Source organism: Rhizobium sp. R339 (genome assembly GCF_002211395.1).
In the GTDB taxonomy this organism is placed as follows: Bacteria; Pseudomonadota; Alphaproteobacteria; order Rhizobiales; family Rhizobiaceae; genus Rhizobium.
Genome location: NZ_LOKV01000003.1, coordinates 83,919 through 108,459, shown reverse-complemented (window position 1 = coordinate 108,459; position 24,541 = coordinate 83,919). Strand labels below are relative to the sequence as shown.

The window sequence follows — 24,541 nt, the reverse complement described above, 5'->3', positions numbered from 1 at the left end:
TAGGGGTGAGCGTTAAACCAGATCCGCGCCTGATTGTTCCCTTATAGCGCCATCGGCAGGCGTTTGCTTTCTCCGATTTCCATTTGGAACCAAATCCGCGCGGGCTCGATTTGACCATTGAGCAATCTTGGAGATTCCTCATGGATGAAACACCCAAAACCGCAATCCGCGGAATGATGCTGTACGTATTGGCTCTTCTCGTCCTGGGCATTTTGGCAGGGGCGGCTTACACGATCTATGGTCACCCCGCCGATCCCACTCAGCCGTCAGCGGCTGAAACGATTCCGGAAAAAGCCATCGCGCCGCAGTAGGGGCCTAGCAAAGTCCTGCCACGCTGACGGGGTGGCTATGGCGATCGGTCTGCCGGCGGCATCAAGCCCATAGATTTCTATTAGCAAGTTCCCGTGTTATGATTTCGGTCCTGGCGTCGTTCGCCGTGTTGCCCGCACAGAGACTTGTCTAATGAGTGAAGTGGACGTGCTTTTTGCCACCCTGCGACAGGCGGCCGACCCGCAGACGGTCGAGTGTATCGAAAACGTCGTCAGGCGTGGCTCGGATCGTGATCTCAATCGCATCAACGCGCTCGCCTTCGCCGAGAAGCATCATCTCGATGAGGAAAAGACGATCGCGGCGTTTCTGCATGCAGCCCGCATCGGCACCTTCGAGATGACCTGGAATGTCCTTTGCCCGGGATGCGGTGGCGTCCTCGACAGCGGCGCAACCCTCAAGGGTGTCTCCCAGGACACGTACCACTGCGCGCTCTGCGCGGCCGGATACGAGCCGACCCTCGACGAGATGGTCGAGGTAACCTTCACGGTCAGTCCCCGCGTGCGCAGGATTGCCGCCCACGATCCCGATCGATTGCCTCCGCTGGAGTACTACCGCCAGATCTTCTTCAGCTCCGGTGTCGACTTGCCGGAGAACCTGGAAGCAAAGTTCGCGCGCATCCTGTTGGAGATGATCGAGTTGGCTCCGGGCGAGAAGGCTTTCCTCTCGCTGCAATTGCCGGCGCAGTTCGTCATCATCTTCGATGCGGTCACGCACTCGGCGCAGTTCATCGATGTGCAGGGGGAACCCACCGACGAACGTCAAACCCTCTCGATGGTCATTAGCCGGGGGCATGCGCTGAACGAGACCGTGACGCTGCGTCCCGGCTCGTTGCGGCTTATCCTTGAGAACCACACCGATCGCAGGGTGGTGCCGAACGTGTGCATTGCAGGAGATGACCTGCATGACCTATTGGGCCGCAGGCGGCCTTTCCTGACCGCCAAGCGCCTGCTGACCAACCAGAGCTTCCGCGACATTTACCGGACCGACACGCTCGATGTCGACCAGCGCCTGAAGATCACCAGCCTGACCTTCCTCTTCACCGACCTGAGGGGCTCGACCGCGCTTTATGAGCGGGTGGGAGATCTTGCCGCTTTCGATCTGGTGCGTGCGCATTTCCGCGTTCTTCATGAGATCGTCGCCACAGAGGCCGGTGCGGTCGTCAAGACGATCGGCGATGCCGTCATGGCGACCTTTCCGAGCCCGGACCGTGCGGTGGCGGCTGCACTCAGGATGCGCGAGGCGATGCTTCGGCTAAACGCCGAACACGGCAGCGACGATCTTCTCCTGAAGATCGGTATCCACGAGGGGCCATGCCTCGCCGTCAACCTGAACGATCGGCAGGATTATTTTGGTCAGACCGTCAACATCGCCTCCCGCGTTCAGGGGCTTGCCGATCCCAATGTGATCATGACGACCGAGGCGATTGTCGAAGATGCGCACGTCTCGGAGATCCTGCGTGACAGCGGCATCGCATCGGCTTCCCGGATGGCGGAACTCCAGGGCATCGGCAGGGAAGTCAAGATTTTCGCGCTGTCGTAAGCTTCGCTTGCTTGTCGAGGTCACATCTTTCAATAGCTGCACGACCGGGCATTGCCAGGTCTGAATCCACCCGCACATGCCGGGTTTACCGACGTGTCCCGCTGATATTGGTAATCTTGGCTCTCCGGCCTTCCAGACGACGTGCAGGAGGAAGCCACCGTGGACATGCCCATCAGCGCGCCGGCAGCGACAAATGCAAGAAATCTGTTCATCCGAGCTTCTCCTTGGCAGGTTAGTTCTCGATGCAACCTATCATGCCATTACAAGCATATGCGAGGACTGGCTGGTTTGATCACGCGCATCTGATCGGTGCGGCTTGCCTGTGTTTGCCCAATTGATTCCCGGCCGGTGGTCAAATTGATTTCAGCATAATCTGATCGGGCTATTCTGCCGTTGTGGAAGTAGTGTCATGGCGGTTGAAGTCGTTTTATTCCTATTTTGTCTTGAACGCGTCATTGTTTTTTATTAGAATTAAAGCATAAAAAAGTAATATAAATGGGAGGATACTATGTCTGAAGCTCGGTTTGATCCGGTTTTTCTTCATCGAAACCATCTCATCGATCAGATCACATGCCTCGATGAAATCTTCGATGTCCTGGATGAATGGCCGGAGGAAAAGCGAGGCCTGGCATATGACACTCTCTTGAAAGCATGCAGGGATACGGCGAGCGGGCGTTTCCCGCTCAGCGCTGCGCGCGAGAATTTCCGGCGGTTTCTGAAGATGTCGGGCGTGCTTGAGGGTGGCCCCAAATTCGAGCGGGCGATCGGCGACCGAAATATCGGCAACGCTTGATTCTCTGATACCGCGCCGCTGTCATTCGCGGCGCGGTCCTATACTCTCGTCCGCGGCTTGGATAGCCGCCTCTTCGTTCGCCAGGATGTGTATTGCCAACTGCTGGAGGCAAAGGGCTATTCAGAGGATGTCGACCTTTCGCTAGGGCCGGCATGAGCCCAGTCGCATCGGAAGGCCAGCATGGGCTTGGAGAATCCCTTGAGCCGCCGCCGCGTCGCGTGAGCGAAAAGATCGGTGGTGCCATATTCCCGGAATATGTTTTCCGACACCAGGATCTGGTCGCTGGCGGCTGCCGCGCAGAGGCGGGCCGCTAACTGCACGGTCGATCCGAAGAGGTCATTGCTGTCCTCGACCGGCTCGCCGCAATCGAGGCCGATGCGGATATGGATCGGCTGGGCGTTGTTGCCGCTGTTGTAATGTTGGAATTCCTGCTGGATCGCCATGGCGCATTCGACGGCCGCCGTTGTCGCCGCGAAGGCTGCCATGATGCCGTCGCCGGTGTGCTTGACTTCGCGGCCTGAATTTTTGCCGAGGCATCGGCGCACGATCGCGTCATGGGCTCGGACCAGCTCTGTCCCCATGCGGTCGCCGAGGCGCGCCGTCATCTCGGTCGAGCCGACGATATCGGTAAAGAGAATCGCCCGGTGGCCTGGATCCATTTGCGGCGACGTCTGGCCAGGCGCCGGATCAGGGTCGTTGATGCGGCCGAGAAAGGCTTCGACCGCTGACAGAGCCACCTCGACAATCTCATTGGCGACAAAACCGTGCGCCTCGCGATGCACGCATTGGACGGTTTCTATATCGGGTGAATCCACCAGGCAGAAGGCCGTCCCGCGTCGCTCATCGAACCAGTAGGTGAGGAACTTGACGCCATATCGATCCTGAATGTCGATATCCATGCGATGTGCCTGGGCAACCTCGGCGGGGGAGGTGCCTTCGAGATAGTGCCGGTCCATGAAGATGGGCATCGCGCGCTCCTCCCGATCTGAACCATGTGGACGTGCCGCATTGTACGGTCTGAGGGCTGTTCCGTCTACATCGGGCACAGTCGAGGAACAGCATTGAAATCTTGACGATGCTTCCGCCAAAGCAAACGGTATCGAAAGATCCGAATGATTTCTTGATTCTGCCGATGAATTACATTGTCAAATAGGGATATGAAAGGCAGATACATGATTGTGCCGGAGATTGCTGCAAGTTCTGAGGGAGTGCCTGGATTTTAATCAGAAAGCCTTCGCCGATGCTGGAACCTCGGCTGCATTCAGGGCGTTTCCAAAGCTCGACGCTCTATCAGGTGCGCCGAAGGCCTACAGGGGATCCGGAGACATGGCCGTCATCGCCAGCGCTGAGGAAGATAATCTTCCGAACCTTCGCCCCGACCCGCATTGACTCGGCGCTCATTCGGCACGCAAATTGCACGATATACGTGAGCTCACCGAAACTAGGAAAAGCTGTAGGAAAGTGAGACAGACGGCAAATTTTCGACCGCTCGGCTTGGCCTCAATGGGGCTAGGTCATTATGCCGTCATTAACTCTGTATGGGACGCCGCGCGCACGCTCCTCCACGATTGGCCGGTGGACGACGGCGAGGAATATTTCGAAGCGGTAAAGGCGTGCCTTGACGCGATCATTGGCGACCTCAGGCCGGAAGAGGTTCGCGCGGCATTCGTAAGAGCGGCCCACGAGGCGGGTATCGCCGTCATAGAAGCTGCCGACTGAACGCCGGCCGCGCTTCGATCCCAGCTGGCGGCTCGATCCGCCCTCTCTGACACACAAGATCATCCAGTGCTTGACTTCTTCGGCCGAAGTTCTAACTTAGAACAAAACAGGAACATTGGAGATGATCATGACGCATACCGAACAGGTGATCGCCAACGCCCTAGCCCTTGTCGAAGCATCCCGTGCGACCCGCGAGCGGGATCAATTGCGGCGTGCCGAATGGCAGAAAAAGGTCGAACTCAGCCGCCCGTTGCCGCCATTGCCTCGCCCGGTTCAGTTGCCGCTGGCGTTGAACTGATGCAGCCGGCAAGACCTCGGAACGCGATCAAGCGCGGTCCGATCAAACCTGGGAAGTCGAAGCCGTGCTTGCTTGGCATGACGACAACGCCAAGGCGGCGATACGCTCGCTGCTCAATGACTGCAAACATCTGCGCCAGCGACGCCCTCTAAAGAACCGTGCGGCGGCGGGCCTCTGTCGGGATCGGGAGCTGGATCCGTTGGGCCGTCAGCCGCCTGCGGTTTCCGGATCGACCTTTGGGAGCCGGCTGCGTGCGATGGCCGCCCCCGTCACCGCGATCGCCACTACTGCGCCGATCCAGGCGCCGTACAAGCTCTGCCCGACAATGAAGCCGGCAAGGACCGGTGTGACGATATCGGTGACGGCGACAAGCGATTGTGTTGTTCCCATGACGATGCCCTGCCGTTGCTGCGGCACGTGCACGGAAAGCGCTGCAACCAATGTCGGCCGCGCCAGTGCCACGCCGGTGCCACGCCGGTGCTGACGCATGCCACTGCGAAGGCAAGGGTTGGAATATTGTCGGCGAAAACTGCTGTGACGTAACCTACTGAGAGAATGGCGAAGACGAGGAGGATCAGGCTTCGTTCGGAGAAATAGCCGCTGAGCCATTTTAGGAGGAAAAGCTGGGCGAGGATGTTGATCGCGCCGTCGGCGGTGAGGATATAACCCAGCTCCTTCGGCCCGAAGGCATGCTCATTCCAGATAAAGGTGTTCCCAAGGAATACGGCGAGCTGCGAGCTGAACATTCCATATGAGAAATAGTGGCACAGGAGAACAACGACGAGGACGCGAATGACAGGCGAGGCGAGGAGGTTTCGAAATGAAAGCGCTTTCCGGTCGATCCTCTCTTCCTTACCGTTGTCACTTGAATGGCTCTCCGGCTGTGTGGGCACGGGAGCATCCTTCAGCCAGAAACTGGTTACGACGATGCTGGTGGCCGACAGGCCCAGCGCGAACCAGATCGGTGCCGTCAGCGAAATGTCGGCAAGATATCCCGAAAGACCGGGGCCGATCATCCCGCCAAGACCGAGGGCCGCGCTCAGCATGCCGATGGCCTGGCGCCGCGTGGTGGGGCCGCTATTGTCTGCGGCATAGGCTGCCGCCGCCGAGAAATTCGCTGCGGTAAGGCCGAGCAGGATCCGCGCCAGCAGCACGAAGATCACGCTGTTGGCGAGTGCCAGCAGGAAAAGGCTGACAAGCGCTCCGGCCTGGCTTGCGAGCAGGATCTTCTTGCGCCCGAAACGATCGGAAAGTTGGCCGAGCCACGGCGCGGCAACGAACTGGCTGAGCGCTTCTGTGCCGAGGACGAGCCCGAGAACGAGCGGCGACGCTCCGAGATGTCTGAGGTAGAATGGCAGGATCGGCAGGATGGCGCCGCTGCTGGCGGCATCGAGGCTGACGATGATGAAGACCGGCAGCATCAGCCGCCAGTCAAGCCGTTGCGAAGCCGCATTTGCGGCAGCGCCGGTCGAACATCCTTCCTCGTACATCATGACCGTGCCACAGCCGGACCGAGGCCGACCTTGTCCAGATAAGCCTCGAGCGCCCAAGTGTCGCGGGACGAAACGATGGCGCCGACATAACCGTCCGGTCGCACAAGCACCCAGTCGCCCGAGGCCAGGGCGTAGGCGTCGCGGAAATGCCCACTTTCGTCGATGACATCGCCGCGGCGGCCGACCCTATGGATGTGCAGTCCTGGACGCGGTGGTATCGTTGCTTGCTCCACCTCATAGCCCAGCAGCGTCCAGTGCGTGCCCTTGAACAGGTCGAACAGTCGCATCGGCTGGCCGGCCGCACCCGTCAGTGGCGCATCCGGCGCACGGTCGCCGGCCAGCAGGCCGCCATGCCGTTCCGGTTTTTCCAGTGCAAAGGAGGAGTCGGGGTAGCCGATATCGAGTTGATGAACCTCGCGGCCGCGCCTGATATCGCCGTGCTTCAGAGCGTCGAGCAGTTTGGTCGCGAGGCCGAGCATCGCCGCAGCAATCGGACGGCGCTCTTCCTCATAGCTGTCGAGCAGCGCATCGGGGGCGCCGGCAGCGACTGCCGCCAGCTTCCATCCGAGATTATAGGCGTCCTGGACGCTGGTATTGAGACCTTGTCCGCCGGTCGGCGGATGCGTATGCGCGGCATCGCCGACCAGAAACACGCGGCCGAGCCGGTAGCGATCCGCCAGCCGGGCGTTCATGTTGAAGGCCGATGTCCAGGAAACCGAGTGGACGTGAATATCGTCGCGGCCGGTGCGCTCGCTCACCAGCGCCGTCAAGCCCGCTGCCGAGAGATCGATCTCGCCTTCGAGCGGGATCGGGCCCTGGATCTGAAACAGCTCCGTTCCCGCCAGTGGGCAAAGCGCGATTTGTCGCTGCATGTCGCCTTCGCCGAAGCGGTGCCAGGCATCGCGATCCAGTCCCGTCAGCACGACGTCGGCAACGATCGCACGCACGCCGAGCGTCTTGCCGGGAAAGCCGATACCGAGAGCGTGGCGTACGAAGCTGCGGCCGCCATCGGCTCCAACCAGCCAGCGCACGCGGATGGCTTCCTCGCCGGATTGGCTCTTGAGCCGTGCCGTCACGCCTGCCTCGTCCTGTTCGAAGCCGATGAGTTCGCATCCAAATTCTGGACGGTGCCCCAGCTCGATGAGGCGTTCCCGCATCGCGGCTTCAGTGAGGAATTGCGGTACCATCAGCGGAAGATGATAGGGCTCGGCCGGCGTCGGCTCCTCGCGCAGCACGGCGTCGGACTCTGTGAAGCTTCCGTCGTCACTGTATTCCCGCTGCCGGGGATAGAGACCGCCGAGTGCGACGATGCGGTCGAGGATGCCGAGATCCTCGAAGACCTCCTGGGTTCGGGGCTGGATGCCCTTGCCGCGCGAACCGCGAAACGGGTCGTCCAGCTTTTCAATCAGGCGGAACGATATCCCGCGCCGCGCAAGCTCGATTGCCATCGTCAGCCCGGCTGCGCCGGCGCCCGATATCAGCACGTCGACTGTAGAATGTTCTGTCATCTTCATCTCCATATGTGTATTATGCACATAATAGGAGAATCGATATGGCGTCAAAAAATAATGTGCAAAATACACATATGTCCGAAAAGCTGCGTGAGTTGCATGGAGCTTTGATCGAGATCGTCAGCGTCATGAACCGCCCTCAGCGGGACGAGCAGATGGTCCACGAGGCCGGGATTTCGCTCGATCGCGCGCTGTTTCCGCTGCTGGTCGCGGTGGAGCGTCTCGGGCCGATCGGGGTGGTCGAACTCGCCGACCGCGCCGGGCGCGACTACACCACCGTCAGCCGCCAGGTCGCCAAGCTCGAAAGTCTGGAACTGGTGGAGCGCCGTGGCAGTGCTGCCGACCGTCGCGTACGCGAGGCGGTCATCAGCTCAAAAGGCAAGGCAATGACCGATCGCATCGACACCGCCCGCGAGAAGATCGGACGCGCCATCTTCGAGAACTGGGAAGAGCATGATTTCAATGAGCTGGTGCGGCTGATGCGGAAGTTTGCCAATGATATCAGCGGCGATATTGCCGGTAGCGCGGACGATCCGAGTGAGACCCATGACGAGCGCGACTGAAGAAAGGGCGAGTCTGTCTGCGTCGAACCCATTGCGCGAAGACGTTCGCAATGGTCTTCTGGCACCCCTTCACGTCAACGCTTTCCGGTGATTCCCGATGTTCGATATTCTGTGGCGCGGCCTGGCGATCGGCGCCGGTGCAACCATTCTCATGGATCTCTGGGCGATCGTGCTCGCCAAGGTCTTCGGCCAGCCGCCGGCCAATTGGGCGCCGGTCGGACGCTGGTTCTGGCATCTCGGCCGCGGCAAGGTCTTTCATGAGAGTATTGCTGACGCCGAACCCTATCAACACGAACTGCCGCTCGGCTGGTTCAGCCACTACGCCGTCGGCATTCTCTACGGCTTGATCTTTGCGATCATCATGGGGCAGGGATGGTTCGCCGCGCCGACATTCCTTCCCGCCTGGATCTTCGGCATCGTCACAGTCGGGGCAGGGTGGTTCCTCCTGCAGCCTGGCCTCGGCCTCGGCTGGGCCGCTTCGAAACATTCGAAACCGATGAAGGTCCGTTGCTTCAACCTGCTTGCGCATACGGTATTTGCGCTGGGGCTTTATGGGACGGCGTTGATTTTGCGCTGAGATTGCCAAAAACCCCTCCCCACAAGGGGGAGGGACTAAGCTGTGGTGTCCGGCGGCGACCAAAAGCAGAGGTCGTGTTGGCTGCTACCGTTCGACGGATTGATACGACAGAGTTTATGTAAAGCGGTGCTGCATCTTAGTCCCTCCCCCTTGTGGGGAGGGGTTGGGGAGGGGTCTTTTGGTCCCCCGCGAACCGCCCTATCTTACCGCGCGGCCCAATTCGCTCCGCGGCGGAAGATCGTCTTCATCTCGGGAACGTCGAACTCCTTGGCCTGATGACCGAGCGAGGAATAGAAGACCCGGCCCTTGCCGTATTTCCGTTTCCAGACGACGGGCATGACGACGCCGTCGATCCAGTAGGCGTGCTCGCCGGTGAACTTCGTCGTCGCCAGAACCTCGTTCGAGGGATCGACATGCATGTAATATTGCTCTGACGTATAGGGAAAATCGGCAATCCCCTGCATCAGCGGATCGTCCGGCCGGGTGATATTGACGGTGTAGTCGATGATGTTGCCGGGATGGGCCACCCACTGGCCGCCGATGATGAACTGGTAGTCGACGGAGTCGCGGAAGGCATCGCCCGCGCCGCCGTGATAACCGGCAATGCCGACGCCGCTTTCGATGGCGGCGGCGAGGTTCTTGACCTCTTCCTTCTCGATCTTCGACATCGTCATGATCGGTACGACGAGGCTGAGATCATGGACGGAAGGATCGGCAAGCGCCTCGGTACCGTGTTCGAGATAGACCTTGAAGCCGTCCTCCTCGAGCATGGACTTGATGATTTCGGCGCATTCCTGCGGCTCGTGGCCGCTCCAGCCGCCCCAGACGATCAGTGCTTCACGCATAGTCATTCCTCCTGTAATTATTTCGCCAGCCGTCCGTCGACGATGGAATCCGACAAGGGGGCAGGGCGCTCCACCGCCGTTGATATCGCGACTGTCCGGCCGGTCGCCGACGCGGTGTGGAACGCTTCCATGACCTCCAGCACATGCAGCGCCAGGTCGCCATTGGCGCGATGCGGCCGGTCGGAGCGGATCGCATGGGCCATGTCAGCGACGCCGAGCGAGCGATAATTGCCATCGGCATAAGGTGATGTGAGGGGCTGATCCTCGAATTGGCCGCCCTTCCTGAGATATTCGACCGGGCCTTCGAATTTGTTGGGATCGGGCACGATAAGCGTGCCCTCGGTGCCGTAGACCTCGAGCGGCACATGCTTGTGGCCGGCGACGTCGAAGCTCATGGCGATCTGGACGACGGCGCCGCCCGCAAAAGACATCATGCCGGCGACATGGGTCGGCACATGCACGGGGATGCGCTCGCCATTGCGCGGCTCGCTCGTGATCAACCGTTCGGCCCGCGGCGTCGTCGCAAAGCCGGCGACTTGAGCGACCGGCCCGAGAAGATTGACGAGATCGGTGATGTAATAGGGACCCATGTCGAGCATCGGGCCGCCGCCGACCTCGTAATAGAAGGCCGGGTTCGGATGCCAGCGCTCATGGCCCGGGCACATGAAGGTCGCCGAGCCGCCGACCGGCTGGCCGATGACACCCTGGTCTATCAGCGTGCGGGCCGTCTGATGGCCGCCGCCGAGGAAAGTGTCGGGGGCAGCGCCGATGCGCAGATTGCGGGCGCGCGCTGCCTCCGCCAATTTTTTCCCTTCCGCGAAATTAATCCCGAGCGGCTTTTCCGAATAGGTGTGCTTGCCAGCCTCGAGCGCCTGCAGGGCAACAGCGACATGAGCCTTCGGGATCGTCAGGTTGACGATGATCTCGACCTTGGGGTCGGCGAACAGCTCGTCGACTGTCCTGGCGGGAACGTTGAATTCGCGCGCCTTGGCCTCTGCCAGGTCCCGGTTGAGATCGGCGACGCCGCGGATGTCGAGAATGGGAAAGGATGCCATCGCCTTGAGATAGGCGCCCGAAATATTGCCGCATCCGATGATGCCGATACCGACTCTCTCCATGAATTCCTCCATCTATATTGATTGTGGCGCCAGTCAGAGCGCCGGCCCGGTAGTGCTCCAGGGCGATTCGTAGAGTTCGTAGAGCGCCACCGCGGCCGCACCCTGCGCCCAGAAATCATCACTCGAATCGTCGAAGACGAGTTCGCTCACCCCCTTCAGCGAGGGCGGAATGGCGAGCGCATAGGCATCGCGCAGGCTGTTCAGGAATGGCTCGCCGAGCGCCAGGCTGGAGCCGACCAGGATAACCCGCGGCGGCGCAAACAGCGTGACGATATTGGCAATGGTCAAGCCGACGGCTTCGCCGGCGCGGATCGCAGCGCCGATCAGCCGGTCGTCATCGGCCTTGATCAGCGCCTGGGCATGGGTCATGCCGCGGCCGAGACGGATCGCTTCGGCAAAACGGCCGTCGGCCTGCTGTTCGCCGAGGATCGCGCTCTCGCCGGCCTGGCTGAACAGCCGCACCACGCCCTGCGGTCCCATGCCGAGCACGAGATCGCCGAGATTGTGGCTGAGGCCGCCGGCGCCGCGGAACAGGCTGTTGCCGTGCAGGACGCCGAGACCGAGCGTCTGTTCCAGCGAAATCAAAACCATATCTTCCAGATCGCGCGCCTTTCCGAACCAGTGATGGCCGAGCGTGATGGCGTGAGCGTCGCTCTCGACGATGGTCGGCGTTGCAAGCCGCGCCGACATCTCCGCGGCGAAATCGACGTTGGTATCACGAAAAATCGGGCTGCTTCTTATGTAACCGGTGCGGTGCTCGATGACGCCGGGGAAGCCGAGGCAGATGCTTTCGACGTCCTCCAGCGAAAGACCGGCGTCCACGACGCACCGCCGTACGCCGTCTTCGACGAGATCGGCGATGACGCCGATCGGCTGCCGGTCGATGCGGATCGGCAGGGCAAGCTTCGACAGCACGTCGCCGCGGAAATTGGTGACCACGAAAACCATTCTGTTGGCGGCGATCTTGCCGCCCACGACGCGGGCGGCATCGGGATTGAGCTCCAGCGCCACGCGCGGCCTGCCGCGCACCGCCTCATTGCGGATATCGCCTTCGTGACGCGGCAGGATCAGCCCGTCGTCGAGGAGCGAGGCGGTAATGGCGGAAACGGTAGTGGTGGAAAGCTCGGTGCGTTCGCTGATCTCGATGCGCGAGATCGGGCCATGGCGCCGGATGGTATCGAGCACGTTCAAGCGATTGATCGCGCGCATCAATTCTGGATCTGCGGTCTTCATGAAAACTAGCCGGCATCGTTCGTTGGGCGGAAGCCAATATTTTTAACGGGTTACGAAATAAATAGCAGGCAATCCCACGGGCCTGTCAAGCGCATTTGGTAAAAATAGCGGCAATTGGGTTGACATCCGGCAAAAGCTCCGATGAATTAATCCGCATAGGGGAAAAATTGTGAGGATAGGTCCCCTGGGAGGAAAATCATGAATTTTATGCTGAAGAACGCCGATTTCGGCGGCAGGCGCATCGTATCCATGGCCGCGGCAGCCGGCATGTTGCTGGCGGGAGCGGGTGCCGCCTCCGCGACGACGGTGGTCAAATGGCTGCATCTCGAGCTCGACCCGAAAAACGTTGCGGCCTGGGAAGACATCGTCAAGAAATACGAAGCCCAGCATCCCGACGTCGACATCCAGATGCAGTTCCTTGAAAACGAGGCCTTCAAGGCCAAGCTTCCCACGCTGCTGCAATCCGACGACGTGCCGGATTTCTTTTTTAGCTGGGGCGGCGGCGTGTTGAAGCAGCAGTCCGAGACCGGCGCGCTGCAGGATGTGACGGCAGCGCTTGACGCCGATGGCGGCAAATTGCGCAAGGCCTATACTCCCGCTTCGGTCGACGGCCTGACCTTCGACGGCAAGACCTGGGCAATTCCCTACAAGGTCGGTCTGGTCAGCTTTTTCTACAACAAGGCCCTGTTCGCGAAGGCTGGCGTCAACGCCGAAGACATCAAGACCTGGACTGATTTCCTCGCTGCGGTGAAGAAGATCAAGGCGGCCGGCATCGTGCCGATTGCTGGCGGCGGCGGTGAGAAATGGCCGATCCATTTCTACTGGAGCTATCTCGTCATGCGCGAAGGCGGCCAGAAGGTCTTCGAAGCCGCCAAGAACGGCGAGGGCGAAGGTTTCCTCGATCCCGCCATCATCAAGGCCGGCGATGATCTCGCCGAACTCGGCAAGCTCGAGCCTTTCCAGCCCGGTTATCTCGGCGCCACCTGGCCGCAGACGCTCGGCGTCTTCGGTGACGGCAAGGCTGCGATGATCCTCGGCTTTGAAGCGACCGAGGCCAACCAGCGCAAGAATGCCGGCGACGGCAAGGGCCTTTCCTCAGACAATATCGGCCGTTTCGTCTTCCCGACGGTCGAGGGCGGCGCCGGCAAGCCGACCGATACGCTCGGCGGCCTCAACGGCTGGGCCGTCACCAAGAAGGCCTCCAAGGAGGCGCTCGATTTCCTCGCTTTCCTGACGAATGCCGACAACGAGCGGGCGATGGCCAAATCAGGCATGTTGCTTCCCGTTGCCGTCGGGGCCGACGATGGCGTCGTCAATCCGCTGCTGGCCGAATCGGCCAAACAGCTTGCCGGTTCGACCTGGCATCAGAACTTCTTCGACCAGGATCTCGGTGCGGCCGTCGGCCGTGTCGTCAACGACGTCTCGGTGGAGATCGTCTCCGGACAGATGAACTCCAAGGACGGCGCCCAGATGATCCAGGACGCTTTCGAACTGGAACAATAACCAGCGCCCGCAGAGCCTTCCCGGCGCTCCCGATCCAATGGAGCGCCGGCATTGCTGCCGACGAACGAAAGCAGGATCCATGGTCAATATTTCAGTCCCCTCGATGACATCAGCCGCAAGGCCGGCACGAAGAGCCGCAAACAGCAGGAGCTCGGTCGCCCACGACCGGCTGACGGTGCTCTTGCTCTTTCTGCCGCCGGCGCTGCTGCTGTTCACGCTCTTCGTCATCATGCCGATGGGCGAGGCGGCCTGGTACAGCCTCTACAAGTGGAACGGCTACGGCACGCCGACCGAGTTCATCGCGCTGCGCAATTTCCAGGTGCTGTTCCGCAATGCCGCCTTCACCCAGGCGCTGGTCAATAATGGCCTGATCATCGTCATCTCGATCTGCATCCAGGTGCCGCTCGCCATCTGGCTTGCGACCATGCTCGCCCACCGCATTCCGGGCGTCGTCGGCTACCGGCTGATCTTCTTCCTGCCCTATGTGCTGGCCGACGTTGCAGCAGGCCTGATCTGGCGCTTCGTCTATGACGGCGATTACGGCCTGTTTGCCGCCGTTTCCAACTTCTTCGGCTTCGCCAATCCTTATGTGCTCGCCGATAAGGATGTGGCGATCTACGCCGTGCTCGGCGTCATCGTCTGGAAATATTTCGGCTTTCACATGATGCTGTTCATCGCCGGCCTGCAATCGGTCGACAAGAGCGTGCTGGAGGCCGCCGAAATCGACGGCGCCACCGGCTGGCAGAAATTCCGCTATGTCACGCTGCCGCTGCTCGGCTCGACCTTACGCCTGTCGATCTTCTTTGCCGTCGTCGGCTCGCTGCAGCTCTTCGACATGATCATGCCGCTGACCGGCGGCGGCCCGTCCAACTCGACGCAGACGATGGTTACCTTCCTCTATACCTACGGCGTCATGCGCATGCAGGTGGGTCTCGGCAGCGCCGTCGGCGTCGTGCTCTTCATCATCTGCGTGACGCTCGCCTTCGGTTACAAAAGGATCTTCATGCGCCATGACTGATATGAGCTCTTCCATCCGCATACGCGCCTCGACCCGCATCTATCTCTACGTGTCGCTGACCCTGATTGCGGCGATCGTGCTGATCCCGCTGCTGACGACGGCGCTTGGCGGCTTCAAAACGCTGGGCGACCTGCGCACCAACCCCTTCGGCCTGCCGACGGAGTGGCAGTGGGCGAATTATACCGACATTCTCTTCGGCGAGCGCTACTGGCTGCAGATCGGCAATTCGCTGATCATTGCAGCGCTCACCGTGCTGCTGACGCTGATCGTCTCGTCGATGGCGGCCTTCGCCTTTGCCCATGTGCGCTTCTTCGGATCGTCCTTCCTGCTCAACTATTTCCTGCTCGGCCTGATGTTTCCGGCAGCGACCGCGATCCTGCCGCTCTTCATCCGTATCCGCGATCTCGGCTTGCTGAATACCTATTGGGGCGTGGTGCTGCCGCAGGTGGCCTTCGGCCTTGGCATGAGCATTCTTTTGTTCCGGAACTATTTCCGCAACCTTCCGGAAGAATTGTTTCAGGCGGCCTTCGTCGATGGCTGCGGTTATCTCCGGTTCTTCTGGCATATCTCGCTGCCCCTCTCCCGGCCGATCGTCGCCACCGTCAGCATCATCTCTTTCGTCGGCAGCTGGAACAGCTACATCCTGCCGCTGATCATGCTGAACTCGGAATCGAAATATCCCTGGCCGCTCGGCATCATGGTCTATCGCGGCGAATATGGCACCGAATGGCAATTGGTGCTGGCCTTCATCACCCTCACCATCCTGCCGACGATCATCGTCTTCTTCGTCGCCCAGCGGCACATCATCGCCGGCCTGACAGCCGGCGCCGTCAAGTCCTGAGCCGAACTCTTGGAGCTGCAATCATGGCATCCGTTTCACTGCACGATGTAACCAAGGCCTATGGCGCGGTCGACGTCATCCACGGCATTTCGCTTCATATCGAGGATGGCGAATTCGTCGCCCTCGTTGGCCCGTCCGGCTGTGGAAAATCGACGCTGCTGCGGATGATCGCCGGTCTCGAAGAGATCACCGACGGCGAGATCGCGATCGGCGGCAATGTCGTCAACGCCATGACGCCACGCGAGCGCAACATCGCCATGGTCTTCCAGTCTTATGCACTCTATCCGCATATGACGGTCGCCGAAAACATGGGCTTCAACCTGAAGCTCGCCGGCGTCGCCAAACCCCAGATCGAGGCCCGCGTTGCCGAGGCCGCCCGTATGCTGGATCTTGCCGCGCTGCTCGACCGCAAGCCGGCCCAGCTGTCCGGCGGCCAGCGCCAGCGCGTCGCCATGGGCCGCGCCGTCGTCCGCAACCCGGCCGTTTTCCTGTTCGACGAGCCGCTCTCCAACCTCGATGCGAAACTGCGCGTGCAGATGCGCTCGGAGATCAAGACGCTGCACCAGAAGGTGAAGACGACCTCGATCTATGTCACCCACGACCAGATCGAAGCGATGACGCTCGCCGACCGCATTGTCGTGCTCAACCAGGGCAGGGTGGAGCAAGCGGGCACGCCGCTCGAACTTTACAAGAAGCCAGCCAATCTTTTCGTCGCCGCTTTCATCGGCTCGCCGGCGATGAACATGCTCGACGGCACGGTGGAGGGTCAAAACGGCGAGCCCGCCGCCCGCCTCGAAGACGGCACAGCAATCCGTATCGCGCCCGACCGTCGGGTCAGACCCGGTCAAGCCATTACTATCGGCCTGCGCCCAGAACATCTTATTCCCGGCATAGCTGGCGGCACGCCGCTCGCCGGCCGCACCATGCTGGTGGAGCCCACGGGCGCGCAGACCCACGTGATCTTCGATCTCGCCGGCCAGCAGGTAACGGCGATCGTCGACGGCGAATATCCCGCCCGTTATGGCGCCGTCTTCGAGGCAAGCATCGCCAGCGATCAGGTCCATGTCTTCGACCGCGGCAGCGGGGTGGCGCTGTAAGCGCGCTTTAGCCGACCAGGCAATGGAAAACCGCCGGAGGTGAGGCCGGCGGTTTCTTCATGGCTTGAATCGTCAACTTTTATTCTGCGGCGATCCGTGAGACGCCGTTGGCCTGCACGATCTTCTCCAGCAGTGCCAGTTCCTCCTGCGCGAGATCCGTTAATGGCGGCCGCACCGGACCGGGGTTCTGGCCGAGCACGCGCAGGCCCGCCTTGATGATCGAGACGGCATAGCCCTTCTTGCGATTGCGCAGTGCGACGAAGGGGAAGAAGAAGCCCTTCAGGATCTGGTCGACGGTTGCCTGGTCGCCGGTGCGGAGCGCCCCGTAAAAACGCTGGGCGAGGGCGGGAACGAAGTTGAAGACGGCGGAGGAATAGGTGGTCACGCCGGCGGCGAAATAGGCTTGCGCATAGACCTCATGGGTCGGCATGCCGCCGACATAGACGAGGAGGTCGCCGAGCCGCGTGGTGATCTCGATGACCTTGTCGACATCGCCAACACCGTCCTTGAAGCCGATCAGATTCGGGCATTCCTCGGCGAGCCGCGCGATGCTGTCTGCCGTCAGGATGGCGTTGTCGCGGTTATAGACGATGACGCCGATGCCGACCGATTGGCAGACCGCCTTGACATGGGCGATCAGGCCGGCCTGTTCGGCAAACATCAGATAGGGCGGCAGCAGCAGCAATCCGTCGGCGCCGGCCTTTTCGGCCGCCTGTGCGATCTCGATGGCAAGCGATGTGCCATAGCCGGTTCCCGAGATGATCGGCGTATTGCCGGCCGAGGCCTTGGCGGCGCGCACAACCTTAGGGATCTCGGACGGGTTGAGGGAAAAGAACTCCCCGGTGCCGCCGGCGGCAAACAGCGCGGCGGCGTTGTAACCGGCAAGCCATTCGACATGGCGGCGGTATTTCGCTTCGTCGAATTTCAGTTGGTCGTCGAAATGGGTGACCGGAAACGAGAGCAGACCACTGCCGACGGCCTTCTTCAATTCAATCGGGTTCATCATCAAGTCCTATTCCTTAGGTGTTGAAAATCGGCGGCGTCAGGCGCTCTCGAGCACTTGCAGAAGTGCCGCGATGTAGCCGTAGCAAAAGGCGAATGCGGTGGCGGAAGGGTCCTGGCCGCTGACGGTCGGCACGTGATCGGGCATCAGCATGTATTTGAAGCCGACTTCCTTATAAATCCTGGCGGAGCGGACCATGTCCATGTCGCCCTCGTCGGGGAAGGTCTCCATGAAGGAAAGCTTGCCGCCGCGAATGTTGCGAAAGTGGACGTTGAAGATCTTGTCACGCTGACCGAACCAGCGAATGACGTCGTCGATCTCCTTGCCGGGATTGTCGAGCATCTCGCCGACCGATCCCTGGCAGAAATTGAGGCCGTGATAGGGATTTTCGCGCATCAGCACGAATTTCTTCAGGCCTTCCACCGTGCCGAGGACGCGCGTGACGCCGCGATAGCCGGGCGGCGTATAGGGATCGTGCGGATGGCAGGCGAGCCTGACGCGGTTGCTTTCGGCGACCGGCACGACGCGCTCGAGGAAATAGTCGATCCGTTCCCAATTTTCATCTTCGGAAAGAATGCCGGCAAGGCCGGGCGCTGCCTGTTGATCGGTCTTCTCCCAGCGGAAGCTGGCGTTCAGCGAGCCGCCGCGTCCCGGTTCGTCAGGCGTGCGGGGAATGCCGATCAGGTTGAGATTATATTTCACTGCCGGAATGCCGGCCTTCGCGACATTCTCGATCATTGTGCAGACGGCATCGATCTGCCGGTCGCGCTCTGGGCCGGCGAGTAGAATATCGGGATAGGAAGCCTTCTCGATCGGCTGCGAGGGCAGGGGCAGCTGGATCATATCGAGGATCAGGCCGAAGCTTTCCACCTTGTCGCGATGACGCTCGATATCGGCAAGCGTCCAGCTGCTCGGCTTTCCCGGCGGGTCCGCACTGATATGCTTGACACCCAGTTGCGCGAAGATCCGATAATCGTCATCGTCGCGCGCTGCCACCTGTGTTCCCAGATACATCAGAGACCCTCTCAAATTCAACAATGTCATATGACATAATATGAATTTTTAAGAGAGTCGAGCCCTATTGCTGCTCGGCCAGCATCCGATAGCGGCGCTGGCTCGCCATCATGTGTGCGCGCATCGCCTGGCGCGCGCGCTCCGGATCCTGGTCGGCGATGGCCGAGAGGATTTCGACATGTTCGGCGTAAACCTTCTGGAGGTAGTCGCGGTCATTGGCGTCGGGGAGTGTCGGAAACTGGCCGCGGGGGATGGCGCGCGGGCCGAAATGCCGCAGAACGTCGACGTAGAATCGGTTGTTCGTGGCGGCGGCGATCGCCATGTGGAAGGCATAATCCGCCTCCACCGTCTGCTGTCCTGTCTCGATGAGCTGCGCCATTCTGCGGTTGGCTTCGCGAATCGCCGCCTCCTGCTCGGCCGTGCGGCGATAGGCTGCGATGGCTGCGGCCTCACCCTCGGCCGCCATGCGGAACTCCAGCAATTCCAGGGTTTCCGGAATGCTTTTGATTTCCACCGGCGTCAAGGACAACACCGAATGCGCCTTGGGATCGGCGACAAAAACGCCTTTGCCCTGGATCGGCTTGACGAAGCCTGCCGCCCTGAGATCGGCAATGGCCTCGCGCACCACGGTGCGGCTGACGCCGAATGTCGATTCGAGTTGCGGCTCGGTCGGCAGCTGGTCGCCGACGCGCAGCTTTCCCGTTTCGATTTGCGCCCGCAGCTGATCGATGACCTGCTGCGCCAGTCTTTGCCGGCCCCGGCTGAATGTCGTCATTTTCCGTTCCCCAATCCGCTTCCATCAAGTCGCCCGTTCGGGTCTTGCAAATCGTATCGGACTTGGATAAATCATAATACGACATACGGACGACATAATATGTCTGTTATAGTAGTCCAGGGAGGAGCTACAATGAAGCATTTTTCTAAAGGCTTGTTCGTCGGCGCCGTTATCGGCGCTCTGACGATCGCTGCACCGCAGTTGCAGGCGGCCACGCCGAAAGACCAATTGGTGATCGGCACATCGCTGGCCCAGGTCCTGTCGCTCGATCCGCATCAGGCCACCGAAGGCAAGGCGGTCGAGATCATGTCGAACCTTTACGACCGGCTGGTCAACAGCACGGCCGACGGCAAGATCGTGCCGCAGCTGGCCGAAAGCTGGAAGGTTGACGACAAGGGCATCACCTTCACGCTGCGCCAGGCCAATTTCGCCTCCGGCAACCCTGTGACATCGAAGGACGTCGTCTACTCTCTGGGACGGCTGCTGAAGCTCGACCAGGCTGCCGCCGCCAACCTCAAGCGCATCGGCTACGACAAGGACAATGTGGACAAGCTCGTCACGGCAGTCGACGACAAAACCGTACGCATCGATTTTTCCGGCCAGGTGACGGCAGAGATGCTGCTCTACCGGCTCGCGGCATCGACCACCAGCGTCGTCGACAGTGTCGAGGTGCAGAAGCATGTCACCGACAACGACTGGGGAAATGCCTGGATGCGCACGCATTCGGCCGGCTCAGGTCCATTCACCCTCAATCGTTGGTCTCCAAACGAACTGGTGATTCTCGACGCCAATAAGGACTATGTGGCCGGCGCTCCGAAGATGAAGCGGGTCATCGTCCGCCACGTTCCGGAAAGCCAGGTCGAGCGGCTGATGCTCGAACGCGGCGATATCGACATCGCCAGTGCGCTGACCGCAGCCGATCTCGCGACATTTAAGGACAAGCAGGGCTTCACCATTCAGCGCATTCCCACAGGCGGCTTCTACGTTCTGTCGATGAATGCCGGCAACCAGTACCTCTCCAACCCGAAGGTTCGCGAGGCCATTGCCTATGGCATCGACTATAAGGGCATCGAGAAGACGATCATGGGGCCGTACGGGCGGGCGAGAAACGTTCCCGTTCCGGAGAATTTCGAATATGCCGTCCCGAACCCCGATTGGCATCTCGACGTCGAAAAGTCCAAGCAGCTGTTGAGCGAGGCAGGGTTCAAGGATGGTTTTACGCTGTCGCTGAAGACGATCGCGCAAACGCCGCGTATCGACCTTGCCACGGCCATCCAGGCATCGCTCGCCCAGGTCGGCATCAAGATCGACATCCAGCAGGGCAACGGCTCGGAAATCATTGCGGCCCATCGCGCCCGGGATTTCGATCTGCTGATCCCGCAGACCAGCGCCTATATGCCGAACGTGCTCGGCTCGATGGAGCAGTTCTCGTCCAATCCCGACAATTCGAAGGAAGCCAACAATGCCGGCAACTTCGTCTGGCGCTCCGCCTGGGATATCCCCGAACTCACGGCCCTGACGGCGAAGGCATCGATGGAGCCTGACCCGAAGAAGCGCGGCGAGCTCTACGTCGAGATGCAGAAGATGTTCGTGGAACAGAAGCCGGCAGTGCTTCCGATGTTCGAGCGTTTCGAGCCGATCGTCCTGTCGAGCAAGGTTGAGGGATATGTCGGGCATCCGACCCAGCTGACGCGTCTCGAGAACGTCACGAAGTCTGAAACCCAGTAATACTCCCGAGGCAGCCGATCATGAAGGAACTCTCTGTAGCCGAATTTGGCCGACGCCTGGCGCATTTGCTGGTCAGCCTGTTCATTCTCTTATGTGTGACCTTCGTGATCGGCCGCGTCCTGCCCACGGATCCCGTCGGCGCGATCGTCGGCGAACTCGCCGATCCCGCCGCCTATGCGGCGATGCGGACGCGCCTGGGGCTCGACCTGCCGATCTATCAGCAGTTCTTCCTCTATCTGAACGGGCTCGCCCATGGTGATTTCGGCACGGCTGTGCTCACCGGCAACCCCGTCTCTTCGGACCTCGCGCAGGCCTTTCCCGCGACATTCGAACTTGCGACGCTGGCGGTGATCATTTCGACCTTCGTCGGTGTGCCGCTCGGCCTGGTCGCGGCGCTGTTTCGCGACAGCGTGATCGACAAGATCGCCCGGGTTGTCGCCCTCGTTGGCCATTCGATACCGGTCTTCTGGTTCGGTATCGTCGGACTCGTCATTTTTTATGCCGGGCTCAACTGGGTCGGCGGACCGGGCAGGGTCGATGTCTTCTATGAAGGCCTCGTCACCCCCCAGACAGGACTGCTGCTGATCGACAGCCTGCTGCAGGGCGAAACCGAGATCTTCTGGAATGCGCTCGGCCACATCATCCTGCCGGCCATCATTCTGGCTTACGCCGCGATGGCCTATATCACCCGCATGACCCGCAGCTTCACGCTGGAGCAGCTGAGCCAGGATTATGTCATTGCTGCCCGCGCCAAGGGCGTCAGCCCGACCGGAACGATTTTGCGCCATGTCCTTCCGAATATCGCGGTGCAGTTGATCACCATCCTTGCCATTTCCTATGGCGGGCTGCTCGAAGGCGCCGTCGTGACCGAGATCGTCTTCTCCTGGCCTGGTATCGGCCAGTACATGACCAACGCGCTGATGATCGGCGATATGAACGCCATCGTCGCAGCCACCATCATCGTGGGATTCATCTTCATGTTCCTGAACTTCCTGGCCGACGTCGCCTATGCCGTGCTCGATCCGCGCATGAGGGAGGCGGCCCGATGAGCGATGCCGTTCACAGCGAGATCACGATCCGTCCTCCAAGCGTGCCGAGCCGCGTTGCAGCCTCGTTTGGGCGCGCCGGCCGGAAACTGGCCGACGAGCCGCTCGGCCTTGCGGGCTTCGTCGTCCTCGGCATCCTCTGCGTGGTCGCGATCTTCGCGCCGCTTCTGGCGCCATACGATCCGACCATTCAGGCGCTTGGCGACGCTCTACAGCCTCCGAGCCTTGCGCATCTGGCCGGCACCGATGAATTTGGCCGCGATATTTTGAGCCGTCTGATCTTCGGGACGCGCATCACCATCCAGACCGTGCTCTCAGTCTCCCTGATCGTCGGGCCGATCGGATTGCTGATCGGCGTCGTCGCCGGTTTCTTCGGCGGCAATACCGATGCCTTTTTGATGCGTGCCACCGATATCGTTCTTTCCTTTCCCTCGCTGATCCTGGCGCTCGCTTTTGCCGCCGCCCTCGGCGCAGGCTTGGGCACGGCGATCATCGCCATCTCGCTCACCGCATGGCCGCCGATCGCAAGGCTTGCCCGGGCAGAGGCGCTCGTCGTGAGAAACGCGGATTATGTGGTCGCCGCCCGCCTTTACGGCGCGTCACCGCTACGCATTCTGCTTCTCTATATCGCGCCCATGTGCATTCCGTCGGTCATCGTTCGCCTGACGCTCAACATGGCGGGCATTATCCTGACGGCAGCCTCGCTCGGCTTCCTTGGCCTCGGCGCCCAGCCGCCCGCGCCGGAATGGGGTGCGATGATCTCGAACGGCCGCAAGTTCATGCTCGACTACTGGTGGGTCGCCGTCATGCCGGGTATCGCCATCCTGTTGACGAGCCTCGCCTTCAACATCGCCGGAGATGCTCTGCGCGACATTCTGGATCCCCGCCATGCAAGGTCGTGAAATGCAAGATCGTGATCTCCAGCCCGTTCTTTCGGTCAAGGAATTGAGCGTCCGTTTTGGGCGGGGCGCGGTGCCTGCTGTCTCCAACGTCAGTTTCGACGTCGGGCGCGAACGTGTCGGCATCGTCGGCGAATCCGGCTCCGGCAAGTCGACGACCGGCCGCGCCATCATGCGTCTTCTGCCGCCGGCCGCCGTGGTCTCTGCCGAGCGCCTGGATCTTGCCGGCAGTTCGCTTCTCTCGAAGAGCGAGCGTCAGATGGGCGCGCTGCGCGGCAAGGATATCGCGCTGATCATGCAGGATCCGCGCTATTCGCTCAATCCGGTTCTCTCCATCGGCAAACAGATTGCCGAAGCCGCGCGGCTGCACCTCGGCCTGCGCGGCAAACCGGCGCAGGATGCGGTCCGCGCCATGCTGGAGCGCGTGCGCATCAGTGATCCGAACCGGGTCATGGCGCTTTACCCCCACCAGATATCCGGCGGCATGGGCCAGCGCGTGATGATCGCGATGATGCTGCTGGCGCGGCCGAAGCTCGTCATCGCCGACGAGCCGACCTCGGCTCTCGATGTCAGCGTGCGAAAGGACGTGCTGCTGCTGCTCGACGAACTGGTGCGTGAAAACAATTCGGGTCTGCTTCTGATCAGCCACGACATTCGCATGGTCGCGGCCTTCTGCGAGCGCATCATCGTCATGTATGCCGGCCGGATCGTCGAAACCCTGACCAGTTTGGAAGATGCTCGCCATCCCTATACGCGCGGCCTGATATCGGCGCTGCCCGACCCCAAGAACCCTGTTCGCCGCCTTGCGGTTCTCGACAGGGCGAAACTCGATCTGGAGGCGGCGCAATGATCAATGTCCGTGACCTCGATGTCGTCTTTTCCCATGGCAAGAACAGGAACCATGTCGTCAGGGGCATCAATTTTCAGGTCAACCCCGGCGAGACGCTCGGCATCGTCGGCGAATCCGGCTGCGGCAAGTCGACGGTGCTGCGCTGCCTTGCCGGCATGGAGGCCGGCTGGACAGGCCAGATCGAGCTCGGCGGAAAGCCGATCGGGAAAAAGCGCTCCCGGCGGGAACTGACGCTTGCCCAGATGGTGTTTCAGGATCCCTATGGATCGCTGCATCCCCGCCATCGCATCGGCACCGCGCTCGCCGAGCCGCTGCGCGCAATGGGCCATTCCGATATCTGGTCCAAGGTCGAAAGAGCATTGATCCAGGTGGGCTTGCCCGCGAATTTTGCAAACCGCTTTCCCCACGAGCTTTCCGGCGGCCAGCGGCAGCGCGTGGCGATTGCCCGAGCCCTGATCCTGTCGCCGCCGATCCTGCTGCTGGACGAGCCGACATCGGCGCTCGATGTCTCGATCCAGGCCGAAATCCTGAACCTGCTTGCCGATCAGCGCGAAGAAAAGGGACTGACCTATCTGCTCGTCAGCCACGATCTCGCGGTCATTGCCCATATGTGCGACCGGGTGTTGATCATGAAGGACGGCGGTTTCGTCGACGAACTCACCAAGGCGGATCTGCAGGCCGGCACCACGCACCATGCCTATGCGCGCGAGTTGTTCGAGGCGAGCTTCATGGAAGCTTAAGGGCGCCG

Annotated in this window: 26 protein-coding genes; 16 read left to right on the top strand and 10 right to left on the bottom strand. The window is 61.0% G+C overall.

Features of this window, described 5'->3' with window-relative positions:
- Positions 1–140: 140 nt before the first annotated feature.
- Both ATY76_RS33640 and ATY76_RS07180 read left to right on the top strand, forming a co-directional pair.
- On the top strand, positions 141–311 hold the full coding sequence (locus ATY76_RS33640; protein ID WP_176538866.1) for a hypothetical protein: 171 nt from the start codon (positions 141–143) through the stop codon (positions 309–311).
- A 151-nt stretch (positions 312–462) separates the two neighbouring features.
- Positions 463–1,869: an adenylate/guanylate cyclase domain-containing protein gene (locus ATY76_RS07180; RefSeq protein ID WP_088674091.1), complete on the top strand. Its 1,407-nt coding sequence runs from the start codon at positions 463–465 to the stop codon at positions 1,867–1,869.
- A gap of 29 nt (positions 1,870–1,898) precedes the next feature.
- Here the strand turns inward: ATY76_RS07180 and ATY76_RS34080 are convergent, their stop codons facing one another.
- Positions 1,899–2,081 (bottom strand): hypothetical protein, encoded by a 183-nt coding sequence (locus ATY76_RS34080; RefSeq protein WP_088674090.1) that lies wholly within the window; start codon positions 2,079–2,081, stop codon positions 1,899–1,901.
- A 296-nt stretch (positions 2,082–2,377) separates the two neighbouring features.
- On the opposite strand from ATY76_RS34080, the gene ATY76_RS07170 reads away from it, so the two are divergent.
- The gene (locus ATY76_RS07170; protein ID WP_088674089.1) at positions 2,378–2,662 is read left to right on the top strand and encodes a DUF982 domain-containing protein; all 285 of its coding nucleotides are present in this window, start codon (positions 2,378–2,380) and stop codon (positions 2,660–2,662) included.
- Between the two features lie 116 nt (positions 2,663–2,778).
- Here the strand turns inward: ATY76_RS07170 and ATY76_RS07165 are convergent, their stop codons facing one another.
- Positions 2,779–3,630: a nickel-binding protein gene (locus ATY76_RS07165; RefSeq protein ID WP_088674088.1), complete on the bottom strand. Its 852-nt coding sequence runs from the start codon at positions 3,628–3,630 to the stop codon at positions 2,779–2,781.
- Between the two features lie 493 nt (positions 3,631–4,123).
- On the opposite strand from ATY76_RS07165, the gene ATY76_RS07160 reads away from it, so the two are divergent.
- Entirely contained in the window at positions 4,124–4,381 is a 258-nt protein-coding gene (locus tag ATY76_RS07160) for a DUF982 domain-containing protein (protein WP_088674087.1), read from the top strand.
- A 127-nt stretch (positions 4,382–4,508) separates the two neighbouring features.
- On the top strand, positions 4,509–4,679 hold the full coding sequence (locus tag ATY76_RS07155) for a hypothetical protein (RefSeq protein ID WP_190233618.1): 171 nt from the start codon (positions 4,509–4,511) through the stop codon (positions 4,677–4,679).
- Positions 4,680–4,963: 284 nt separating this feature from the next.
- On the opposite strand, the gene ATY76_RS07150 is transcribed toward ATY76_RS07155, so the two are convergent.
- The gene (locus ATY76_RS07150) at positions 4,964–6,172 is read right to left on the bottom strand and encodes an MFS transporter (protein ID WP_245309748.1); all 1,209 of its coding nucleotides are present in this window, start codon (positions 6,170–6,172) and stop codon (positions 4,964–4,966) included.
- Positions 6,169–7,680: an FAD-dependent oxidoreductase gene (locus tag ATY76_RS07145; RefSeq protein ID WP_088674085.1), complete on the bottom strand. Its 1,512-nt coding sequence runs from the start codon at positions 7,678–7,680 to the stop codon at positions 6,169–6,171. The genes ATY76_RS07150 and ATY76_RS07145 overlap by 4 nt, the downstream gene beginning before the upstream one ends.
- Before the next feature lie 44 nt (positions 7,681–7,724).
- Between ATY76_RS07145 and ATY76_RS07140 the strand changes: the two genes are divergently transcribed.
- Together ATY76_RS07140 and ATY76_RS07135 are read left to right on the top strand one after the other, a co-directional pair.
- Positions 7,725–8,246, top strand: coding sequence for a MarR family winged helix-turn-helix transcriptional regulator (locus tag ATY76_RS07140; protein ID WP_088674084.1), 522 nt, complete (start codon positions 7,725–7,727; stop codon positions 8,244–8,246).
- Positions 8,247–8,343: 97 nt separating this feature from the next.
- Positions 8,344–8,823, top strand: a complete 480-nt coding sequence (locus ATY76_RS07135; RefSeq protein ID WP_088674083.1) for a DUF2938 domain-containing protein — start codon at positions 8,344–8,346, stop codon at positions 8,821–8,823.
- Positions 8,824–9,026: 203 nt separating this feature from the next.
- Here the strand turns inward: ATY76_RS07135 and ATY76_RS07130 are convergent, their stop codons facing one another.
- The 3 genes from ATY76_RS07130 to ATY76_RS07120 are packed head-to-tail and all read right to left on the bottom strand — an operon-like array spanning position 9,027 to position 12,019.
- Positions 9,027–9,668 (bottom strand): ThuA domain-containing protein, encoded by a 642-nt coding sequence (locus ATY76_RS07130; RefSeq protein WP_088674082.1) that lies wholly within the window; start codon positions 9,666–9,668, stop codon positions 9,027–9,029.
- A gap of 17 nt (positions 9,669–9,685) precedes the next feature.
- The gene (locus ATY76_RS07125; protein ID WP_088674081.1) at positions 9,686–10,786 is read right to left on the bottom strand and encodes a Gfo/Idh/MocA family oxidoreductase; all 1,101 of its coding nucleotides are present in this window, start codon (positions 10,784–10,786) and stop codon (positions 9,686–9,688) included.
- Between the two features lie 33 nt (positions 10,787–10,819).
- Positions 10,820–12,019 (bottom strand): ROK family transcriptional regulator, encoded by a 1,200-nt coding sequence (locus ATY76_RS07120; protein ID WP_088674080.1) that lies wholly within the window; start codon positions 12,017–12,019, stop codon positions 10,820–10,822.
- 198 nt (positions 12,020–12,217) lie between these two features.
- Between ATY76_RS07120 and ATY76_RS07115 the strand changes: the two genes are divergently transcribed.
- The 4 genes from ATY76_RS07115 to ugpC all read left to right on the top strand — a co-directional run bounded on the left by ATY76_RS07115 (position 12,218) and on the right by ugpC (position 16,478).
- Entirely contained in the window at positions 12,218–13,522 is a 1,305-nt protein-coding gene (locus ATY76_RS07115; protein ID WP_088674079.1) for an extracellular solute-binding protein, read from the top strand.
- Between the two features lie 79 nt (positions 13,523–13,601).
- Positions 13,602–14,540, top strand: coding sequence for a sugar ABC transporter permease (locus tag ATY76_RS07110; protein WP_088674078.1), 939 nt, complete (start codon positions 13,602–13,604; stop codon positions 14,538–14,540).
- Positions 14,533–15,381: a carbohydrate ABC transporter permease gene (locus ATY76_RS07105; protein WP_088674077.1), complete on the top strand. Its 849-nt coding sequence runs from the start codon at positions 14,533–14,535 to the stop codon at positions 15,379–15,381. Before ATY76_RS07110 ends, ATY76_RS07105 begins: the two co-directional genes overlap by 8 nt.
- A gap of 23 nt (positions 15,382–15,404) precedes the next feature.
- Positions 15,405–16,478, top strand: coding sequence for a sn-glycerol-3-phosphate ABC transporter ATP-binding protein UgpC (gene ugpC / locus ATY76_RS07100; protein ID WP_088674076.1), 1,074 nt, complete (start codon positions 15,405–15,407; stop codon positions 16,476–16,478).
- Positions 16,479–16,557: 79 nt separating this feature from the next.
- On the opposite strand, the gene kdgD is transcribed toward ugpC, so the two are convergent.
- The 3 genes from kdgD to ATY76_RS07085 all read right to left on the bottom strand — a co-directional run bounded on the left by kdgD (position 16,558) and on the right by ATY76_RS07085 (position 19,270).
- A complete protein-coding gene (kdgD, locus tag ATY76_RS07095) occupies positions 16,558–17,484 on the bottom strand; it encodes a 5-dehydro-4-deoxyglucarate dehydratase (RefSeq protein WP_088674075.1) in 927 nt (308 codons plus the stop codon).
- A gap of 36 nt (positions 17,485–17,520) precedes the next feature.
- The gene (locus ATY76_RS07090; protein WP_088674074.1) at positions 17,521–18,495 is read right to left on the bottom strand and encodes a mannonate dehydratase; all 975 of its coding nucleotides are present in this window, start codon (positions 18,493–18,495) and stop codon (positions 17,521–17,523) included.
- Positions 18,496–18,559: 64 nt separating this feature from the next.
- Positions 18,560–19,270 (bottom strand): FadR/GntR family transcriptional regulator, encoded by a 711-nt coding sequence (locus tag ATY76_RS07085; RefSeq protein ID WP_088674073.1) that lies wholly within the window; start codon positions 19,268–19,270, stop codon positions 18,560–18,562.
- A 132-nt stretch (positions 19,271–19,402) separates the two neighbouring features.
- On the opposite strand from ATY76_RS07085, the gene ATY76_RS07080 reads away from it, so the two are divergent.
- The 5 genes from ATY76_RS07080 to ATY76_RS07060 are packed head-to-tail and all read left to right on the top strand — an operon-like array spanning position 19,403 to position 24,533.
- Positions 19,403–20,998: an ABC transporter substrate-binding protein gene (locus tag ATY76_RS07080; protein ID WP_088674072.1), complete on the top strand. Its 1,596-nt coding sequence runs from the start codon at positions 19,403–19,405 to the stop codon at positions 20,996–20,998.
- A 20-nt stretch (positions 20,999–21,018) separates the two neighbouring features.
- Entirely contained in the window at positions 21,019–22,047 is a 1,029-nt protein-coding gene (locus tag ATY76_RS07075) for an ABC transporter permease (RefSeq protein ID WP_064825239.1), read from the top strand.
- The gene (locus tag ATY76_RS07070; protein ID WP_088674071.1) at positions 22,044–22,946 is read left to right on the top strand and encodes an ABC transporter permease; all 903 of its coding nucleotides are present in this window, start codon (positions 22,044–22,046) and stop codon (positions 22,944–22,946) included. The genes ATY76_RS07075 and ATY76_RS07070 overlap by 4 nt, the downstream gene beginning before the upstream one ends.
- A 1-nt stretch (position 22,947) precedes the next feature.
- Entirely contained in the window at positions 22,948–23,793 is an 846-nt protein-coding gene (locus tag ATY76_RS07065) for an ABC transporter ATP-binding protein (protein ID WP_088674070.1), read from the top strand.
- A complete protein-coding gene (locus tag ATY76_RS07060) occupies positions 23,790–24,533 on the top strand; it encodes an ABC transporter ATP-binding protein (RefSeq protein ID WP_088674069.1) in 744 nt (247 codons plus the stop codon). Before ATY76_RS07065 ends, ATY76_RS07060 begins: the two co-directional genes overlap by 4 nt.
- The last annotated feature ends 8 nt before the right edge of the window (positions 24,534–24,541 follow it).

What these genes read in the sequence shown, in the direction of transcription:
- ATY76_RS33640 (WP_176538866.1), top strand. Translation starts at nt 141, where the DNA reads ATGGATGAAACACCCAAAACCGCAATCCGCGGAATGATGCTGTACGTA.
- ATY76_RS07180 (WP_088674091.1), top strand. Translation starts at nt 463, where the DNA reads ATGAGTGAAGTGGACGTGCTTTTTGCCACCCTGCGACAGGCGGCCGAC.
- ATY76_RS34080 (WP_088674090.1), bottom strand. Translation starts at nt 2,081, where the DNA reads ATGAACAGATTTCTTGCATTTGTCGCTGCCGGCGCGCTGATGGGCATG.
- ATY76_RS07170 (WP_088674089.1), top strand. Translation starts at nt 2,378, where the DNA reads ATGTCTGAAGCTCGGTTTGATCCGGTTTTTCTTCATCGAAACCATCTC.
- ATY76_RS07165 (WP_088674088.1), bottom strand. Translation starts at nt 3,630, where the DNA reads ATGCCCATCTTCATGGACCGGCACTATCTCGAAGGCACCTCCCCCGCC.
- ATY76_RS07155 (WP_190233618.1), top strand. Translation starts at nt 4,509, where the DNA reads ATGACGCATACCGAACAGGTGATCGCCAACGCCCTAGCCCTTGTCGAA.
- ATY76_RS07150 (WP_245309748.1), bottom strand. Translation starts at nt 6,172, where the DNA reads ATGATGTACGAGGAAGGATGTTCGACCGGCGCTGCCGCAAATGCGGCT.
- ATY76_RS07145 (WP_088674085.1), bottom strand. Translation starts at nt 7,680, where the DNA reads ATGACAGAACATTCTACAGTCGACGTGCTGATATCGGGCGCCGGCGCA.
- ATY76_RS07140 (WP_088674084.1), top strand. Translation starts at nt 7,725, where the DNA reads ATGGCGTCAAAAAATAATGTGCAAAATACACATATGTCCGAAAAGCTG.
- ATY76_RS07135 (WP_088674083.1), top strand. Translation starts at nt 8,344, where the DNA reads ATGTTCGATATTCTGTGGCGCGGCCTGGCGATCGGCGCCGGTGCAACC.
- ATY76_RS07130 (WP_088674082.1), bottom strand. Translation starts at nt 9,668, where the DNA reads ATGCGTGAAGCACTGATCGTCTGGGGCGGCTGGAGCGGCCACGAGCCG.
- ATY76_RS07125 (WP_088674081.1), bottom strand. Translation starts at nt 10,786, where the DNA reads ATGGAGAGAGTCGGTATCGGCATCATCGGATGCGGCAATATTTCGGGC.
- ATY76_RS07120 (WP_088674080.1), bottom strand. Translation starts at nt 12,019, where the DNA reads ATGAAGACCGCAGATCCAGAATTGATGCGCGCGATCAATCGCTTGAAC.
- ATY76_RS07115 (WP_088674079.1), top strand. Translation starts at nt 12,218, where the DNA reads ATGAATTTTATGCTGAAGAACGCCGATTTCGGCGGCAGGCGCATCGTA.
- ATY76_RS07110 (WP_088674078.1), top strand. Translation starts at nt 13,602, where the DNA reads ATGGTCAATATTTCAGTCCCCTCGATGACATCAGCCGCAAGGCCGGCA.
- ATY76_RS07105 (WP_088674077.1), top strand. Translation starts at nt 14,533, where the DNA reads ATGACTGATATGAGCTCTTCCATCCGCATACGCGCCTCGACCCGCATC.
- ugpC (WP_088674076.1), top strand. Translation starts at nt 15,405, where the DNA reads ATGGCATCCGTTTCACTGCACGATGTAACCAAGGCCTATGGCGCGGTC.
- kdgD (WP_088674075.1), bottom strand. Translation starts at nt 17,484, where the DNA reads ATGATGAACCCGATTGAATTGAAGAAGGCCGTCGGCAGTGGTCTGCTC.
- ATY76_RS07090 (WP_088674074.1), bottom strand. Translation starts at nt 18,495, where the DNA reads ATGTATCTGGGAACACAGGTGGCAGCGCGCGACGATGACGATTATCGG.
- ATY76_RS07085 (WP_088674073.1), bottom strand. Translation starts at nt 19,270, where the DNA reads ATGACGACATTCAGCCGGGGCCGGCAAAGACTGGCGCAGCAGGTCATC.
- ATY76_RS07080 (WP_088674072.1), top strand. Translation starts at nt 19,403, where the DNA reads ATGAAGCATTTTTCTAAAGGCTTGTTCGTCGGCGCCGTTATCGGCGCT.
- ATY76_RS07075 (WP_064825239.1), top strand. Translation starts at nt 21,019, where the DNA reads ATGAAGGAACTCTCTGTAGCCGAATTTGGCCGACGCCTGGCGCATTTG.
- ATY76_RS07070 (WP_088674071.1), top strand. Translation starts at nt 22,044, where the DNA reads ATGAGCGATGCCGTTCACAGCGAGATCACGATCCGTCCTCCAAGCGTG.
- ATY76_RS07065 (WP_088674070.1), top strand. Translation starts at nt 22,948, where the DNA reads ATGCAAGATCGTGATCTCCAGCCCGTTCTTTCGGTCAAGGAATTGAGC.
- ATY76_RS07060 (WP_088674069.1), top strand. Translation starts at nt 23,790, where the DNA reads ATGATCAATGTCCGTGACCTCGATGTCGTCTTTTCCCATGGCAAGAAC.